This is a genomic window from uncultured Clostridium sp. (genome assembly GCF_900547735.1).
Classification (GTDB): domain Bacteria; phylum Bacillota; class Clostridia; order Lachnospirales; family Lachnospiraceae; genus Otoolea.
On record NZ_URHZ01000001.1, the window covers coordinates 135,649 to 154,031 of the forward strand.

An 18,383-nucleotide genomic window follows, 5' to 3' on the forward strand; every position below is an offset into this window, starting at 1 on the left:
ATGAAGTTAAAGCTGCGTCGCATCGTCCTGCAACTGTTATTGGCTGGGGCAATTATACTTCTGGTATTTGTCCCATATACCCGGTATATGACCCGCCAGGTCCGAAATGAGAGCGCCCAGCATCTGGAAGAGCTGTTTCTTCAGGTCAACAACACTTTCTCCAGTGTTGTGTCCCGCACATGGGGTATCCTGCATGGCTGGGAGATGTCTATTCAGGAAAAGGGCGGAGATCAGAATGGGCAAAAGCAACTGGAAGCGTATATGGAAGAGCAGAAAGAAGCCTGGGACTTTATTGAAGTCTACTTCCTGGATAAAAACGGAAATTATATGACTCTTTCCGGCCGGAACGGCTATTTTGATTTGGGGGACAGCCTTTTTTCCCTGATGAACGAGAAGAGGGATATCGTAGTCAATAATACACTCAGCACTGGGGAGTCGATCTTTCTGTTTGCGGTTCCCGTAAACGAGGGCAGGCTGGGGGACTTTACCTTTCGGGCAGTCGGTGTCTCCTATCATCAGAATACCCTGATTAATCTGCTGAAAATCAACGCCTTTGATAACCAGGCGGACTGCTTTGTCATTTTGCCCAATGGCACGATTGCCATGTCCGGCCAGGAGCGGAAAGAGAAAATAACCTATAATTTCTTTGCCTACCTGGAAAAGGATGCCCGCTTCCGGTATGGAACGCTGGATTCGCTGCGCTCAGATATCCGGAATCAAAAAATGGGAATGGTAGAGTTCTATGAGGGCGGCGTGGATTACTATCTGTCTTATCTTCCGGTTGGCCTGGAAGACTGGACTATGCTGGGACTTGTTCCAAAGGATACGGTCAATGCTAATACCAACAGCCTGCGCATGGTCACGATCGCCGTGATGGGAGCGCTGTTTTTAGGGCTGTCTCTGATGATTATAGCCAGCCTGATCCGCAGAAACCGCAATTTAATCCATGGCAAGGACATAGAGCTGAAATTTAGGGAACAGTTATTTAACCTGCTCATTACAAATGTGGATGATATTTTCATCATGCTCAGTGCGGGAGCAACAGACGCAGAGTATGTAAGTCCAAATGTAGAACGGCTGCTGGGACTTTCCCAGAAGCAGGTGCAGGAGGATATTTTAAAACTGGAGCAGACCGCGCTCCGGGATACGCCGTTACTGACGGCATTGGGAACTCTTCCCATCGGTGAGAACCGCCGACAGGATGGTTACATGCGCAACTTAAGAACCGGGGAACTGCGCTGGTACTGCGCCGTACTGTACCATGAGATGGTGGAGGGCAGTGAGAAATATATCCTGATCCTGTCGGACCGCACCGACGAGAAGAGGAATGATGAGCGTCTAATCCAGGCTCTGGATGTTGCACGGAATGCAAATGCTGCAAAAAGCACGTTTCTGTCAAATATGTCCCACGATATCCGGACGCCTCTCAATGGTATTATCGGCATGACGGCCATCGCACAGGCGAGCTTAGAGGAGCGCGGCAAGATCGAGGACTGTTTAAATAAAATTTCGTTTTCTTCCAAACATCTGTTAGGACTGATCAATGATATTCTGGACATGTCGAAAATAGAGAGCGGCAAGATGACGCTCAATTACGAGAACTTTTCCATGGAACAACTGGTGGAGGGCATTATGGAAATCATAAGGCCCCAGGCATTGGCGAAGAAGCAGACTCTGGAGACGGCAGTCCGGGTTAAAAACCACGAACTTCTCGGAGATACCCTGCGGCTGAATCAGGTGCTCCTAAATCTTCTGTCAAACGCCGTGAAATATACTCAGGATGGCGGAAAAATTCTGCTCTCCGTAGAAGAACGGGACAGGACGTCCGCTAACTATATGGGATTTCGTTTTACGGTAACAGACAACGGACGGGGAATGACCGGAGATTACTTAAAGACGTTATTTGATCCGTTTTCCAGAGAGAAAGGCGCGGAGGTGTCTAAAATACAGGGGACCGGGCTGGGGATGTCCATCTGCAAGGGTATTGTGGAGCTGATGGGAGGAATTATTCAGGTGAACAGCGCTCCGGGAGAGGGCAGCACGTTCATCGTGGATTTATCCCTGCGAATCGAGAAGGAGACGCTTGAAACTCAGGAAAATGCCAAATCCGGGGGAACCGGAGATTTTGACTACCATGGCAGACGCTTTTTGGTCGCCGAGGATAATGAATTGAACGCGGAGATTATCTGCCAGCTCCTTTCCATGGAGGGAGCCGAAGCTGTCCTGGCCCGCAATGGCCGGACGGCGGTAGAAATATTTAACAGTTCCGGTGAGTTTGCTTATGACGCTGTCTTCATGGACATTCAGATGCCGGTCATGAACGGTTATGACAGTGCGCGGGCGATCCGCGGACTTGACCGGCCGGATGCCGGCAGGGTTCCGATTATAGCGATGACGGCAGATGCTTTCGCGGAGGATATCCAGAAAGCCAGGGAGGCCGGAATGGATGCCCATGTGGCAAAACCGATTGACATGAAAGTATTGTCGGAGGCGCTGAGAGAAGTAGTGGTGGATCAAGAACATACGATTGAAGGCGGCGGCCAGGACTGAATACGCGCAGGTTTGCGGCCGTTCCGGGACAGAGCGGCCGCTGTAAGGCCTTGTTTATATGAATATGACATTATAGATATGACATGACAGACAGTTGTCATGTTTCCTCTGATATAATAAGTCATAAAAAGACAAAAAGTGGAGGAATACGGTGATGGCTGAGTCGAGATGTGGTATTTTATGCGGGGAATGTGAATATAAAGAACAGATGGGGTGCAAAGGCTGTGTACAGATTGACAAACCGTTCTGGGGAGAAAGCTGCCTCGTAAAAGTCTGTTGTGAAGAGAAAGAACAGGAACACTGCGGACTGTGTGATGAATTTCCCTGTGACCTGCTGAAGCAGTTTGCCTATGATGAACAGCAGGGGGATGACGGTAAACGCATTGAACAGTGCAGATGCTGGGCAGAAAACGGAAGGTAAAACGAATATCATGTGGAGCGGCCTGTTTTCCGTACAGAGGATATATTCCTGTACGGGGAACGGGCCTGTTTTATATTGGAGGAATACAGGCCCATGAGAGAAAGGCAAATCTGAGCCCGGACAATATTGATAATAATTATTAATATTATTTCTTGACAAAATAAACGGCGTCTGATAGAATAAGGACAAGTTAGTAATAACTAACTGGGAAAAACAATGATTCAGGTTAAACAAAAATATAGATCGCAAAAAGAAAGGAAGAAAACCATGAAAGAATTAATGAACAATTTAAATCAGTTACTTGCAGACTTAAACCTCTTATACCGCAAATTACAGAATTACCACTGGAACGTACAGGGAAAGGAATTTTTCGTCCTGCATGGGAAACTGGAAGAATATTACAACGGAGTAAATGAGGAGATTGACCAGATAGCGGAGCAAATATTGATGCTGGAGGGGCAGCCTCTCGGAAGGATGAAAGATTACCTGGAGATTGGTAAGATTGAGGAAGCTTCCAATGAAAAAGTGGGAGCAGCCGTTATTCTGGAAAATGTCCTGGCCGATTTCAGCTATGTGAAGAGACTTCTCATCAGCGTGAAAGAAAAGGCGGACGAAAACAAAGTATACGAGGTATCCGCGATGGCGGATTCCATGATAGCCCAGTACAGCAAGGCTGTCTGGATGCTCGAACAGTCAAAGTAGAAAACAAAAAATACAGACAATCATTTTAAGGAGGAATTATAATGTCATTAATTGGAAAAGAGATAAGCGACTTCACGGTACAGGCCTATGCAGACGGCAGTTTTAAAGAAATCAGCAAAGCGGATGTAACAGGAAAATGGGCGGTGTTTTTCTTCTACCCGGCGGATTTTACCTTTGTGTGCCCGACCGAGCTGGAGGATTTAGCCAATAAGTATGAGGAGTTCAAGGCAGTGGGCTGCGAGATATACAGCGTATCCTGCGACAGCCATTTTGTACACAAGGCATGGCATGATGCATCCGCAACGATTAAGAAGATTGGATACCCGATGCTGGCCGACCCGACAGGCAAGCTTGCCAGGGACTTTGATGTGATGATCGAAGAGAGCGGGATGGCAGAGCGCGGAAGCTTTATCGTGAATCCGGAAGGAAAGATTGTGGCCTACGAGGTCATTGCCGGTAACGTGGGCAGAAATGCGGACGAGCTGTTCAGAAGGGTGCAGGCATCCCAGTTCGTGGCAGAGCACGGCGACCAGGTTTGCCCGGCCAAGTGGCAGCCGGGAGCCGAGACCTTAAAACCTAGCCTGGACCTGGTGGGACTGATTTAAGGCCCGGTTCAGACACCGGAGAAGATACAAGGTAACCGAACAGGGGAGGAGGACGGAGACTTCTGAAAAGAAGAGGAAGTCTTCCTTCTTTTTTAACCGGAACAGAAAAAAGGACGGCGCATTCCGTATGGGCGGCCATACGGTGAAAGGAGCGGAATTGGAACATTTATATGATGTAATCATTGTCGGCGGCGGTCCGGCAGGGCTGTCGGCGGCTATCTATATGGCCAGGGCCAGATATAAGGTCCTGGTGATGGAAAAGGAAAAGATCGGCGGCCAGATCACGATCACATCGGAAATTGTTAATTATCCGGGAGTGGAGAGAACAAGCGGAAAGGAACTGACGAATTCGATGAAGGAGCAGGCCGAGGCGTTCGGGGCCGAGTTTATCCTGGCGGAAGTATTTGACATGGATCTTGAGGAGGATATCAAGACACTCCGCACGACAGCCGGGGAGTACAGGGCTTTGGGCGTTGTTCTGGCTACGGGAGCAAACCCGAGAAAACTGGGCTTTAAAGGAGAAAAGGAATTCCAGGGCAGAGGCGTGGCTTACTGCGCCACCTGCGACGGAGAGTTTTTTACCGATCTGGAAGTCTTTGTCATTGGAGGCGGTTTCGCAGCGGTGGAAGAAGGAATTTTCCTGACAAAGTATGCCAAAAAGGTGAACCTGATCGTCAGGGAGGATGACTTTACCTGCGCAAAAACCGTATCCGATCAGGTGCGGAAAGAGGAAAAAATCACGGTCCGGTTTCATACCGAGATTGTGGAGGCAGGCGGGGAAACTATGGTCTCCCATGCCCGTTTCAGGGACAATAAGACCGGAGAAGAGTGGACGCATGAAGCGGGAGAGGACGGAGGATTCGGAATTTTCGTCTTTGCCGGGTACGTGCCGAACACCTCCTGGATGGGCGGCAAGGTTGCCTGCAGCAGCCAGGGCTATCTCATCACCGACGAGAACCGGAAGACCAGTGTGGAGGGGGTCTACGGAGCAGGCGACGTGTGCATTAAGAACTTAAGGCAGGTGGTGACGGCAGTGTCGGATGGCGCTGTGGCTGCCACGTCTCTGGAAAAACACGTTTCCGCAGTCCATGAAAAACTCGGAATTCCGGAACTTCTAAGAAAAGACGCTCACATGGAGAAGCTGGGAACCCGCACCGAAAGCCGGAAGAAGGAAACGGAACGGGGCACGGGAGATTCTTTGCAGGAAGGTCGGAGCGGAGAGGGAAACACCTTCTTATCGGAGGAAATCAGGCGGCAGCTATCCGGCCTGTTCGAAAAGTTTGAGAGTAAGGTCATGATAAAAGCGGAGCTGGACGACACCCCGCTGGCGGGGGAGATGAGCGGCTTTCTGGGAGAACTGGAGGGGCTCACGGATCGGCTCATCTGCGTGAGGGAGAGAATGACGGAACAGGAGAAGAGCAGGAGAGAGGCGGACGGCGAACTGTTTCCGGCCTTCCGGATTATGAGGGAGGACGGGAGCGGGGGAAACATCCTGTTCCACGGAGTGCCGGGAGGCCACGAATTTAATTCCTTTGTCATTGCCCTGTATAATATGGCGGGGCCGGGGCAGCCGATCGATGGGGAATTGAAACAGCGTTTTTCATCGCTTGGAAAGGAAATGAATGTGAAAGTCATGGTATCACTGTCCTGCACCATGTGCCCGGAAGTGGTGATGGCCGCACAGAGGGCCGCCTCCCTTTCGGAGAAGGTGACGGGAGAGATGGTTGATCTGATGCATTATCCGGAGCTGAAAAAGAAATATAAGATTATGAGCGTTCCCTGTATGATTGTCAACGACAGCCGGGTTTATTTCGGAAAGAAGAGCCTCGAAGAAGTGGCGGAGATATTGGAGGAGGGATAATCTTGTAAAGCATTCCGGGGACATCACGTTATTCTCTAATTAAGAAAAGCCAAAAAAGATAAAGTACAAAAAATAAAGGAAAAATAAATAAAGGAAAATAATTAAACTAAAAAGCGTCCGGCACTGCGGGCGCTTTTTTCGTCTTAATTCAGGAGAGTTACCGGAACACGCCTGGCTGACAGAAAACCTTCAGGATGGTGCAGGACTTACAGTTATGCCGCGATATACTGAACATGCCGCAATATACTGAACATGCCGTAATATCCCGTAATATCCTGCAGGGCGGCCGCACCCGGAGAGAGTAAAAGGCTCCAAAAGGACGCACCGTGAATCTGTTTGGACATTATCTTGATTATCCTATTGATTTTTCCTTGATTAGCAGTTATATTACATATATGAACAAATGAATAACTGTTCATATGAAAAATAAATAACACTATTAACAGGAGGAGGCAGACAGAAATAAAGCCACCTTTTCCATTAGAAAGGAGAGGAAATACTATGACAAAAAAACAGAAAAAGCAGCTTGGCCGCATTCTTGCCGCCATCGCTATTTTTATTCTTTCGTCCCTGCTTCTGCCGGGACCCGGGGCAAAGACGGCCGGTTATCTCGTCTGTTATGCCGTGATTGGCTGGGATATTGTGTGGAAAGCGGTAAAGAATATTCTGAACGGACAGGTGTTTGATGAAAATTTCCTGATGACCGTTGCGACGGTCGGAGCGCTCTGCCTGGGCGAATATGCGGAGGGTGTTGCGGTCATGCTGTTCTATCAGGTGGGAGAGCTGTTCCAGAGCTACGCGGTCAGCAGATCACGCCGTTCCATCAGCAGCCTGATGGATATCCGTCCCGATTATGCCAATCTGGTGAGGGATGGAAAAACGGTCCGGGTGGATCCGGAAGAAGTGCAGGCGGGCGATATGATTGTCATCAGAGCCGGGGAACGGGTGCCGTTAGACGGAGTGGTGACGGACGGAACCTCATCGCTGGATACCTCGGCCCTGACCGGTGAATCCATGCCGCGGGAGGTGGCCGCAGGCGGCGAAGTGATCAGCGGGTGCATCAACCAGTCGGGAACTCTCAGGGTGCGCGTATCCAAGGCATACGGTGAATCTACCGTATCAAAGATTCTGGACCTGGTGGAGAATGCCGGCAGCAAGAAGTCGAAATCGGAGGCATTTATCACACGTTTTGCAAGGTATTATACACCGGTGGTTGTAATCGCGGCGGTATTGCTGGCCGTAGTGCCTCCGCTAATCCTGGGTCAGGGTTTTGCCATGTGGATTGAGCGGGCTCTGACGTTTCTCGTCATATCATGCCCATGTGCGCTTGTGATTTCAGTGCCTTTAAGTTTTTTCGGAGGAATAGGCGGAGCTTCAAAATGCGGAGTCCTGATTAAGGGCAGTAATTATCTGGAGGCGCTTGCAGACACCGGGACGGTAGTATTTGATAAAACGGGTACGCTTACAAAAGGCACATTTGCCGTCAGCGGCCTGTACCCCGAGGGCGTCACGAAGGAGGAACTGCTTTATCTGGCCGCCTGTGCGGAGAAGGATTCTGGCCATCCAATCTCACGTTCTATCAGAACCGCCTGCGGCAGGGAGCCGGACGGCAGCCGCATTACGGATGTAAAAGAAATTGCGGGCCGCGGCGTTGCGATTGTGATGGACGGCAAGTCCGTACTGGCCGGAAATGCAAAAATGATGGAGCGGGAAAATATCAGCTTCACTCCTGTCAATGAACCGGGAACCGTCATTTATGTGGCAAGGGGCGGAAAATATGCAGGAGCCATTCTGATAGAGGATGAGATAAAGGACGATGCGGCTTTTGCCATCCGTGACCTGAAGAATTCCGGCGTCAGAAAAACAGTGATGCTGACGGGAGACGCCGACGCGGTTGGCCGGAAAGTGGCTGAGAAGCTTAAACTGGATGAGGTTTATACGGAACTTCTGCCGGCAGATAAGGTCAGCCATATGGAAGAACTTTTAAAGGAGACGGGCGCTAATGGAAAACTGGCCTTTGTCGGGGACGGTATCAACGATGCTCCGGTGCTGGCAAGAGCGGATATCGGCATTGCCATGGGCGGGCTGGGCTCCGATGCCGCCATTGAGGCCGCCGATGTGGTTATCATGACGGATGAGCCGTCCAGAATCGCAACAGCCATGCGGATATCCCGGAAGACCCTGCGCATCGTCCGCCAGAATATCGTGTTTGCGCTGGGAGTTAAAATACTGGTTCTGATCTTGGGCGCCCTGGGTTTTGCATCCATGTGGGCTGCGGTATTTGCCGATGTGGGCGTGTCCGTTATTGCCATCCTGAACGCAATCCGCGCTCTGAAGGTGCCGAAGCAGGAGGAGTTTTCCTCCTGCGGGGAAGCAAAAGTGACCGGAAAGACTGCTGCGGCATAGAAAAACGGCAGAAATGAATTTTCAAACACGCTCCAGGACGGAAAGGCGAAAGAAGGGGAGGAATGGAAATGGAAAAGTACGGCAGGGTAGAAGAAATCGGCGAGGCAGTAATACACAGTGAGGAAAGCAGCTCCGTGGAAGTATTTGAGGTCCTGCCGGGAATTAAACTTGTTTACAGCGACTTTTCAGCACGGGAACGGCAAAGCTGCCCGGGGGAGGAAGGCGAGATCCTGGAGATTGACTACTGCCATGAGGGCCGTGAGGAATGCAGATGGATATGCGGAGATTATCTGTATCTGGGGCCGGGGGATCTCTGCATCACGAGGAGGGAGAGCAGCAGCCCCTCCCTCCGGTTTCCGACAGGGCGATACCGCGGGATTACCGTGGTGTTGAACCTGACCGTTCTCCGGACGGTCCCCCTTCCTCTTTTAGACAGCCGGACCCTGGCTCTCGAAGGGATGGCGGATAAATTCTGCCCCGGCAGTCATTTCTTTGCAATGCGAGCCAATGATCATATTGCCCACATTTTCTCAGAACTCTATGATATCCCGGAAGCGGTGCGGAGTGATTATTTTAAGATAAAGGTGCTGGAACTTCTGATGTATCTGCGACTGGTGGATCCGGAGGAACAGCGCCTCGTTGATAGAGAGACAAGGAACCAGATCGGCGTTGTAAAAAATATAAAGGAACGGCTGTGTGAAGACCTGTCACAGGAAGTTACCATTGAAGGGCTGGCGAGAGAATTCTGTATCAGCAAAACCGCGCTGAAGTCAAATTTTAAACTGCTTTATCACGCGTCCGTCAAGGATTATCTGCGCCGGCTCCGGATGGAACGCGCAGCAGAACTTCTTATTCATACCGAAATTCCGGTGAGCGGTATCGCATCGCAGGTGGGATATGCAAACCGGAGTAAATTTGCATCCGTTTTCAAACAACATCATGGAATCTCACCAATGGAGTACCGCAGAAAATGCAGACATGGAGAAAGGTAAACCTTATTGATAATAATTCTCTTCTAAAACTATAGACAAGGCATGCGGTGTTTGTGTATAATGCAGTTAGTTGAAACTAACTCACGGAAATACAATATAACTTATCAGGACAGGAGAGTGAATTATGAGTGTAGTTATCGTAGGCGGACATGACCGTATGGTAGGACAGTACAAGAAAATTTGTAAAAATTATAAATGTAAAGCAAAGGTGTTTACGCAGATGCCGGCGGATCTCGATAAGAAAATAGGATGTCCGGACATCCTGGTGCTCTTTACAAACACCGTCTCCCACAAGATGATTAAATGCGCGCTGGGCGAAGTGGACAGCGAGAGGACGGATATTGTGCGCTGCCATACCAGCAGCGGAACGGCGCTTACGGAAATTCTGGAACAGCGCTGTTCTTGAGTGGCAATGAAAAGTTCGCGAAGCGTGCTTTCCGTTGTTAAAAAACTTGCAGCCGGTAAAAGCGGAACATGGAAATTAAATAAATATAAGGCGGCGCAATAAACAGGTTGTGCCGCCTTTTTTCTTGAGTGGCAATGAAAAGTTCGCGAAGCGTACTTTTCGTTGTTACAAAACGCATTTCAATCGGTCCATTGTACAAAATGAAAAAAATTATTGACATTTAGGTTATACAGTGCTAACCTAAAAATAAAAGTTAGTTGAGTATAACTCGGGAAATGTACATAAAATTATCGTAACGGGAAGAACAAAGAAAAGGAGAATCCGTATGCCTTTGACAATGGCAAGAGAAGGGGATGTAACATCGATCAGACGGCTCTGCGGAAAAGAAGAGGTGCGCAGCCACCTGAAAAGCATGGGCTTTGTGCCGGGGACGTGTATGAGAGTAATTTCCATCCGCGACGGCAACGTGATTGTGACGGTTAAAAATATACGGGTTGCAATCGGGAGAGAGATGGCGGACAAAATTATAGTACTGGCCGGGTAGGCGGCAGCGCAAGAGTTCCGCAAGCGGAACTCTTGGTTCATGATATTTGGTTAGCTTGGACTAATCTTTTCCGGGCTGGTTTGGTACGGGAATAAGGAGGACCGATATGTGGCAGAAAGAACAGGTAATTGAAGAATTCCAGAAAAGGGGAAAGAGAATAACGGGACAGCGGGAAATGCTTCTGGACGTGCTCCTGGAAGGAAACTGGACCAGTTGCAAAGATGTCTATTATGAGGCAAAAAAAAGAGATCCCAAACTGGGGATGGCAACCGTTTACCGGACGGTCAACGCTCTGGAGGAAATTGGGATTCTGACCAGGACTTACCGCTATTCTTTCCCGCCCAGGGAGAACGAAAATATGGATAGTTGAGTAAATTTCTCAACAAGCCATATTAGAATTGACTAACCTGGAAAATATTGGTTATTATCCAGGTGACAAAGCAAAAGAAAATTCCCGTAAAGGAAGTGACACAAGATGAAGAATCACAGATTCTGGGCATGGGCCATGGTATTTTGTTTTGTAATGACAATGTACACAGGGTACAGGCACAAATAGGAGGACAAAAGAATGATGGATTGTTTAAACTGGAAAAAAGCAGGTCTGTTTTTGGGCGGCGTGCTGTTTGGAACAGCCGGTGTCAAGATTCTGGGAAGCAATGATGCCAAGAAATTCTACATAAACAGCCTGGCGGCAGGGCTTCGGGCAAAGGACTGCGTGATGGCTACGGCTACGAATATTCAGGAGAATGCGGAAGACATCATGGCAGAAGCAAAAGAAATTAATGAAAAACGCAGACAGCAGGAAGTATTTGAGGACGAAAGCGGTGAGAAAACCGTGGAAGATTTCAAAGAAACAGAAACCGCTCCCGCCGCCGCGGCAGAGGAGTAAAGAGGTATCCGCCCGGGGAGAAGAATTCCCCGGGCTGTTTTTTGCAGTAAAGATATATTAATGCCGGTATACATAAGAGGAGCGCTTTAATGAAATTTATAATCAGACATGAAATAAGAGGCAGGATCCGGATTCACCTGTACCAGAGGGAGATGAGCATCCGCCAGGCCGATTTACTGGAACACTATCTCAGGGAACTTTCCGGAGTGACCGGGGTGAAGGTATACGACAGGACGGCCGATGCGGTAATTCTCTTCGACGGGGACAGGGAGACGGTTCTGAAAGGAATTTGCAAATTTACTTACGACGATGAACGGCTCTGTGAGATTGTACCGAAGAACAGCGGACGGGCGCTGAACCGTGAATACAAGGAAAAACTGATCCAGAAAGTTATGATTCGTGCGTTTACAAGGATGTGTCTGCCCATGCGCCTGCGGGCCGTTTATACGACGGCGCGGTCGGTGCGGTATATGGCAAAGGGGATTGGCTGCCTGCTGAAAAGAAAGCTGGAAGTGGAGGTACTGGATGCAACGGCAATCGCCGTTTCCATCCTGCGCCGCGATTTCGGAACGGCCGGTTCGGTCATGTTCCTCCTTGGGATTGGCGAACTTCTGGAAGAGTGGACCCACAAAAAGTCGGTGGATGATCTGGCGAGGAGCATGTCCTTAAACATCACGAAAGTTTGGCAGAATGTGGACGGGACGCAGGTGCTCGTGCCGGTCATCGATATCCGTGAAGGGGACATGGTGACGGTACATATGGGAAATGTGATTCCGCTCGACGGCGTGGTGGTTTCGGGCGATGCAATGGTGAACCAGGCGTCGATGACGGGAGAGTCGGTTCCCGTAAGAAAAGAGACGGGAATGTATGTGTATGCGGGTACGGCCATTGAAGAGGGGGAGATTACGTTATGCGTAAAGAAAGCGGCCGGCGCAACACGGTTTGAACGGATTGTCAGAATGATAGAGGAGTCGGAGCAGCTTAAGTCCACGGCGGAGGGAAAAGCCGCCACGCTGGCCGACGCCCTTGTGCCGTGGAGCCTTGGAGGAACGGCTCTCACCTATCTTTTGACCGGAAACGCGACAAAGGCGCTGTCCATTCTGATGGTGGATTTCTCATGCGCCCTGAAACTGGCCATGCCCCTCTCCGTACTTTCTGCCATGCGGGAGGCGGGCGGCTACCGCATCACGGTCAAAGGCGGAAAATATCTGGAGGCGGTTGCCGCGGCGGACACGATTGTATTTGATAAGACCGGGACGCTGACAAAGGCAAAGCCGCAGGTGGCGGACGTAGTCGTGTTTAACGGGCAGGAAAAGAACGAACTTCTCCGCCTTGCCGCCTGCCTGGAGGAGCATTTTCCGCATTCCATGGCAAACGCCGTTGTCAGCGAGGCGGTGAAACGCGGCCTGGTGCATCAGGAGATGCACTCTAAGGTGGATTACATCGTAGCTCACGGAATCGCCACTTATGTGGGTGAGGAGCGGGTTGTCATCGGAAGCTACCATTTTGTCTTCGAGGATGAGGGCTGCCGTATCCCGGAGGATGGAAGAGAGGCATTTGACGGTCTTCCGGTGGAATACTCCCATCTCTATATGGCGATAGGAGGCACGCTGGCCGCAGTCATCTGTATCGAAGATCCGCTGAGGGAAGAGGCGGATGCCGTGATCAGCGCGCTGCACCGTCAGGGTATATCAAAGATTGTCATGATGACGGGAGACAGTGAACGGACGGCCCGGGCGATTGCCGGCCGGGTCGGCGTGGATGAATATTATTCCGAAGTCCTGCCGGAGGACAAAGCCGGATTTGTGGAAAGTGAAAAGAAAAAGGGCCGCAAGGTCATTATGATCGGGGATGGAATCAACGATTCCCCGGCGCTTTCCGCCGCAGACGCGGGAATTGCCATCAGCGAAGGAGCGGAGATTGCCAGAGAAATCGCCGATATCACGATCTCGGAGGACAGCCTCTTTCAGCTCGTCACACTCCGTGCCATCAGCGACGGCCTGATGCGCAGAATCGACAGGAACTACCGGTTTGTAATCGGCTTTAACCTCGGCCTGATTCTCCTGGGCGCAGGCGGTGTGATTGCACCGGCCACATCGGCGCTTCTGCACAATACATCCACACTGGCGGTGAGCCTTAAGAGCATGACGAATCTGTTAGATTAAACCGGCATCGGTAACTGCCTTTTAAATTTATTTCAGCAGTCTCCTGTAGGTCAAATCGATTAAAAAAGCTCCGAGCGGCGCGGTGATCAATATGGCAAGCACCGCCACCGTCAGCACAATATTCCCGCAGGACAGTCCCATTGCAAGCGGCAGTCCTCCGATTGCGGCCTGCACGGTCGCTTTCGGCAGGTAGGCAATCATGCAGAAAACGCGTTCTTTTCTATTTAACCTTGTTTTAACCAGGCAGAATAAAACGCCTGCCATCCGGAAGAGAAGGACTCCGGCGATCAGGAGAATTGCCGCGGGACCGGCGGCAGCGGCATATTTTAAATCGACGGTGGCTCCCACCAGCACAAAGAGCAGGACTTCCGCGCATACCCACAGCTTGTTGAATTTCATCGAAAGCCTGGCGGCCACAATCTCCCGTTTTTCTTTCAGCGCAATACCGACGCACATAACCGCAATCAGGGCAGAGAACGGGATAAAATCCGAAAAACGGTCCTCCAGCGATACAAGGATAAAGGAGAGGCTCAGAAGAATGATGACCTTCACCGTGTCCCTCATATGAAACCGTTTAAAATACCTGGACAGCAAATATCCGAGCAGAAGCCCGGAAGCGATTCCAACCAGAATCGAGATGGGGATTTTTATAAAGGCGGCAGGGGAAATACTGTCGCCCTGGGCAAGGCCGGTGAAGGCGGAAAACATGACGATAACAAAGACATCATCTACCGAGGCTCCTGCCAGAATAAGCTGGGGGATTCCTTTTTTCGTGCCTCGCTCCTCCTCAATCAGCTTCAGCATTTTAGGGACGATAACGGCCGGGGAAACGGCTCCGACTACGGCTCCCATAATCGCCGCATCCAGGATGCTTATGCCCAGAAGACGCGGAGCCAGGACAATCATGCCCAGGATCTCGAAGCAGGCGGGAACAAAACACATCAGAACGGCGGGGCGGCCGACTTTCTTCAAATCGTTGATGTCGAGAGAGAGACCGGCCCTGGTCAGGATAATAATCAGCGCAATCCTCCGAAGCTCCGATGAAATGCCGAGAATGGAACCGTCTATCAGGTTAAAAGCATACGGCCCCAGGATAATCCCGGTAAAAATCATTCCCATCAGGGCGGGCAGATGCATTTTCTTACAAAGCCAGCCCGTAAACATCCCTACAATCATCATTAAAGCAATACTGAGTAACATAACAATCCTCCTGAATTTTATGGCGGAAAACCGCGCGGCAGCGCAGGAATCCCGCGAGAGGGATTCTCCGCCTGCGGCGGGGCGCTTTAGCGGCATAATTCCTCTCCGCCGCAGTGCGATCCTGCCCGGAGAGCTTTTTTATATCATAGGAGCACTTTCCTATGACATAAAAAAGCCGATGGTTTCCGCGTAATCTACGCAGAAGTCATCAGCTTAATAAGCGGTTCCAGTATGTAACACACTGAGGGAGAACTTCATTCCCGTACGCTCTATCATAACTTTTCATGGATGGATTGTCAAGCTTATATTGCCGGTGTTATTTTGCATTTTCTTCCGGCGGTTTCGTGATTCTTAAAAGGAGGTCATGGGCCTCTTGCCCCTGTTTCAAAATCGATTCGCGGTCGGGAATCTCAATATCATGAATCAGAACATTTCTTAATTTCCTCAGCAGGACAATCTGGTTTAAGGTTTCCTGATTTAACAGTTCCATTCGTTTTAAGCGGTTAATATTAAAAGCGCCTTTTGTCTTGGGTGAATTGGGATAGGTGGCGCGGTTGAGATATTTCTCAAGGGGAACCCATTGCTCGAAGAAGTAGTGGATAGCCTGTTCCAGCTCGGGATCCGTCTCATCCTGTCTGAGCCTGAGTTCCTGATAAGTCTGATAGCGCCGTTCACTTCCCGTAATAATCTGATCAATAATCTGCTGGGAGATATTCCGCTTGTCTTTTTCAAACTTGACGGATTTTAAAACGGGTTCGATCTCCCTGACGCTGACCATTTTTAAACGGCTGAGGAGCCGGTACAGCAGCTCGATATTTCCCATGCGGAGTTCAATGTCCTCCGGCCGGAAGTTATTGCTTAAGTAGTTATAGAGGTAAGAGGCCAGATCATACTGGCTGCCGAAGGCGGTGTTCTTGTTGCGGATCCGTTCGTTACCCGCGCTCTGGAGACGTTCCAGGGCAATTTCTCCGACGAGAAGAAGACCGTTCAGTTCATCGATAATGGCAAGCTCTTCATCGGACAGAGTCCCCTGCAGCGGCTTGTAAAGAAGATCGTGTTCCACCTCGGACCAGGCGTGCATTAAAACGGAAGCAACCTGAATTTCGAGCCTGGCGGAAGCGTACTTTTTCTGCTGAGGCGTCAGATTCTCTTCTTTCATGTTCGCGCGGTAATGATTTGCCCAATAGCCGGAAAAACGTTTATTGTAGGTCGGCGGTTTGGACTGTTCGGGAAACTGACGGATCTCCTGGATGGTAAAAAGATCGGCAATCAGGGCATGTACTTTATCACGATCACCCGGAAAGTAGAGGGAAACCCGGACTCCGGACAGATCTGCGATATCCTCATAGATTTCCTTCATATTTTTATAAGGGGCGGTACGTGATGCATTGCGGTGTAAAACCTTGCTTTTTAAGCGCCCCAGATTTTTGGCGCGGGAAGTAACAATGGCACGGATACCGGCAGCCTGCATGGCCTCCTCCAACTGAGCGGCGGCAAGGCGGCCCGCCGTGTCGTAAAAAGTCATTTTTTTCTTATAATTTTCTACAAATTGGTTAATTAAGTCCATTGTGTGTTCCCTCCTTACTTACCTTAATTATATACGAAGAGAGGGACAGATTCAACCTGACATTTTCGGGAAGAAAAATGGAAAATAAAACTGATGTTCTCTTTGTCCCCGGCAACAAAAAAGGTTCACCGAAAAATCACAGTTTGAACGCTCTGTTTTAAGCTCCTTTTCAGCTTTGCATGGTAATTTTATAACCGGGCAGGAAACAACGAAAAGCGCGCTTCGCGAACTTTTCATTGCCACTCAATCAGGGCGGACAGGCCGCGCCTGAACCGCATGGCGGCGGGAACGGCATGAAATGTCTGCAGCCAAAGTAAGGAGGAGTTTTATGCACATTTTAAAGAGAACGGTAACTTTTGTCCTCACAGGAATATTCCTGGCCGTCCCCATGACGGCGATGGCGGCCACGGGAACTAAAATCAGCAGCGTTTCACTGAAGGTTTCATCCGACATAGAGGCGGGCAGCAGCGACAGTGATGTGACGGTCACGACGAGTTCGTCTAAATTCAGCGTCGGGGATATGGAGGTGACAAACGAGCCGGATGATGAGTGGGACGACGGCGACAAGCCCAAGGTGAAGGTGACGCTGGAGGCGGAGGACGGCTATTATTTTGCCTCGGGATTTGCAAAGAGCAGCGTAAGTCTCAGCGGATCCGACGCCACGGTCACATCGGTCAGCAGAAGCAGCAGTAAGCTGGTGGTCTATATTACTCTCGATGCCCTGGACGGTGACGACGGCGACTACGATCTGGATGTGGACGGACTGGAATGGGATGAGACGGACGGCGCTGCTTCGTGGGATGACAGCGGGGATGCGGTGAAATATGAGGTGCGGCTGTACCGGGGCAGCAGTGCCGTGACGTCGGTCCTTACAACCTACAACACGAGTTATGATTTTTCCGGCTATATTACAACAAGCGGGTATTATACGTTTAAGGTCCGCGGGGTATACAACTCCTCCAACAAAGGAAGCTGGGAGGAGTCTGATTCCTGGTACGTATCATCCGACGAAGCTTTAGAGATCAGCTCGGGCGGCACTTCCGGTTCCTCCGGCACATCGTCGGGACCGGGCAGCGCCTCGGGTGAAGGCGCCTGGCTTCAGGATGACGTCGGCTGGTGGTACTGCAATGCGGACCGGAGCTACACGGTGAATAACTGGCAGTATATCAACAATAACTGGTATTATTTTAACGGAACCGGATATATGGTGACAGGGTGGGTGGATTGGAATTCCAACTGGTATTACTGCGGAAGTGACGGGGCGATGCTGTCGAATGCCGCTACGCCGGACGGGTATTACGTCGGAAGCGATGGAATCTGGATTCAGTAGCGCTGCGGGGATTATTAAAAGAGAAAAGAGGAGATTACCATGAAAAATAAAATTACAGGAATACTATTAGGAGCCGGAATATGCACGGCGGCAGTGATGGGAACAGGACTGGTGAGTTATGCCGGTACAAATGCGTCCGGAGCCGGAGAACAAAGAACTTTGAAAGATGACGGTGGTTTAATGGCTAAGATTGTGTCGATCGACGACGATACGCTGACCGTCACACTGGCGGAACGGCCGGGAGCACAGAACGCGGATGGAGAAACTCCGCCGGAGAAGCCGGCAGACGGGCAGACGCCGCCTGAAAAACCGGCAGACGGAGAGACACCGCCCGAAAAACCGGCAGACGGAGAGATGCCGCCCGAAAAACCGGCAGATGGAGAGACACCGCCCGAGAGACCTGCGGACGGAGGAACGTTGCCTGAACTGCCAGCGGACTTTAAGGACATGACGGAAAAAACGGCCGGAGGGCGAGCCGGGAAGATGGAAATGAAATTTTCAGAGGAAACAAGCGTTGTGACGCTCTCTTCTTCTACAACGGTTACAAAAGGAAGCGGGCATGAGAGCGCAGATACTGCAGCGCTGACCGAAGGTGCGGTAGTGCGGATCGTACTGGACGGAACTACGGTGGTAAGTATTGACATCATGGGAGAAACAGAATAAAATTGAGAAGATACGGAGCGAATCTCCTGAGAGCGGCTACTCTCAGGAGATTTTTTTTTCGTTTAGGGAGGAATGCTCCATC

At 50.4% G+C, this 18,383-nt stretch carries 16 protein-coding genes and 1 riboswitch; of the genes, 14 read left to right on the plus strand and 2 right to left on the minus strand.

Features of this window, described 5'->3' with window-relative positions; all coding sequences use genetic code 11:
- The 12 genes from QZT18_RS00610 (at nt 1) to QZT18_RS00665 (ending at nt 13,541) form a co-directional block, all read left to right on the plus strand.
- A complete protein-coding gene (locus QZT18_RS00610) occupies nt 1–2,550 on the plus strand; it encodes a hybrid sensor histidine kinase/response regulator (RefSeq protein WP_294143538.1) in 2,550 nt (849 codons plus the stop codon).
- A 154-nt stretch (nt 2,551–2,704) separates the two neighbouring features.
- Nucleotides 2,705–2,971 carry a DUF3795 domain-containing protein gene (locus QZT18_RS00615; RefSeq protein WP_294143539.1) on the plus strand — a complete coding sequence of 89 codons (267 nt, stop codon included), beginning with the start codon at nt 2,705–2,707 and terminating at the stop codon, nt 2,969–2,971.
- Nucleotides 2,972–3,238: 267 nt separating this feature from the next.
- Complete coding sequence (locus QZT18_RS00620; protein ID WP_294143540.1) at nt 3,239–3,673, plus strand: DNA starvation/stationary phase protection protein; 435 nt, start codon at nt 3,239–3,241, stop codon at nt 3,671–3,673.
- A gap of 41 nt (nt 3,674–3,714) precedes the next feature.
- Entirely contained in the window at nt 3,715–4,278 is a 564-nt protein-coding gene (ahpC, locus tag QZT18_RS00625; RefSeq protein ID WP_294143541.1) for an alkyl hydroperoxide reductase subunit C, read from the plus strand.
- Nucleotides 4,279–4,435: 157 nt separating this feature from the next.
- A complete protein-coding gene (locus QZT18_RS00630; RefSeq protein WP_366925765.1) occupies nt 4,436–6,139 on the plus strand; it encodes an FAD-dependent oxidoreductase in 1,704 nt (567 codons plus the stop codon).
- 501 nt (nt 6,140–6,640) lie between these two features.
- Nucleotides 6,641–8,545 carry a heavy metal translocating P-type ATPase gene (locus QZT18_RS00635; RefSeq protein ID WP_294143543.1) on the plus strand — a complete coding sequence of 635 codons (1,905 nt, stop codon included), beginning with the start codon at nt 6,641–6,643 and terminating at the stop codon, nt 8,543–8,545.
- 68 nt (nt 8,546–8,613) lie between these two features.
- The gene (locus QZT18_RS00640) at nt 8,614–9,537 is read left to right on the plus strand and encodes a helix-turn-helix transcriptional regulator (protein ID WP_294143544.1); all 924 of its coding nucleotides are present in this window, start codon (nt 8,614–8,616) and stop codon (nt 9,535–9,537) included.
- A 124-nt stretch (nt 9,538–9,661) separates the two neighbouring features.
- Complete coding sequence (locus tag QZT18_RS00645; RefSeq protein ID WP_125142424.1) at nt 9,662–9,943, plus strand: DUF2325 domain-containing protein; 282 nt, start codon at nt 9,662–9,664, stop codon at nt 9,941–9,943.
- Between the two features lie 325 nt (nt 9,944–10,268).
- Nucleotides 10,269–10,487 (plus strand): FeoA family protein, encoded by a 219-nt coding sequence (locus tag QZT18_RS00650; RefSeq protein ID WP_125142425.1) that lies wholly within the window; start codon nt 10,269–10,271, stop codon nt 10,485–10,487.
- Between the two features lie 106 nt (nt 10,488–10,593).
- The gene (locus QZT18_RS00655) at nt 10,594–10,857 is read left to right on the plus strand and encodes a Fur family transcriptional regulator (RefSeq protein ID WP_294143545.1); all 264 of its coding nucleotides are present in this window, start codon (nt 10,594–10,596) and stop codon (nt 10,855–10,857) included.
- 198 nt (nt 10,858–11,055) lie between these two features.
- Complete coding sequence (locus tag QZT18_RS00660) at nt 11,056–11,376, plus strand: DUF6110 family protein (protein WP_294143546.1); 321 nt, start codon at nt 11,056–11,058, stop codon at nt 11,374–11,376.
- Nucleotides 11,377–11,465: 89 nt separating this feature from the next.
- Entirely contained in the window at nt 11,466–13,541 is a 2,076-nt protein-coding gene (locus QZT18_RS00665; protein WP_294143547.1) for a heavy metal translocating P-type ATPase, read from the plus strand.
- A gap of 27 nt (nt 13,542–13,568) precedes the next feature.
- On the opposite strand, the gene QZT18_RS00670 is transcribed toward QZT18_RS00665, so the two are convergent.
- Both QZT18_RS00670 and QZT18_RS00675 read right to left on the minus strand, forming a co-directional pair.
- A complete protein-coding gene (locus QZT18_RS00670; RefSeq protein ID WP_294143548.1) occupies nt 13,569–14,741 on the minus strand; it encodes a sodium:proton antiporter in 1,173 nt (390 codons plus the stop codon).
- A 192-nt stretch (nt 14,742–14,933) separates the two neighbouring features.
- A riboswitch (Fluoride riboswitch) is annotated at nt 14,934–15,012 on the minus strand.
- A gap of 45 nt (nt 15,013–15,057) precedes the next feature.
- Nucleotides 15,058–16,308, minus strand: coding sequence for a RelA/SpoT domain-containing protein (locus QZT18_RS00675; RefSeq protein ID WP_294143549.1), 1,251 nt, complete (start codon nt 16,306–16,308; stop codon nt 15,058–15,060).
- A gap of 328 nt (nt 16,309–16,636) precedes the next feature.
- On the opposite strand from QZT18_RS00675, the gene QZT18_RS00680 reads away from it, so the two are divergent.
- The gene (locus QZT18_RS00680; protein ID WP_366925766.1) at nt 16,637–17,638 is read left to right on the plus strand and encodes a hypothetical protein; all 1,002 of its coding nucleotides are present in this window, start codon (nt 16,637–16,639) and stop codon (nt 17,636–17,638) included.
- 39 nt (nt 17,639–17,677) lie between these two features.
- Nucleotides 17,678–18,301, plus strand: coding sequence for a hypothetical protein (locus QZT18_RS00685; RefSeq protein WP_294143550.1), 624 nt, complete (start codon nt 17,678–17,680; stop codon nt 18,299–18,301).
- The last annotated feature ends 82 nt before the right edge of the window (nt 18,302–18,383 follow it).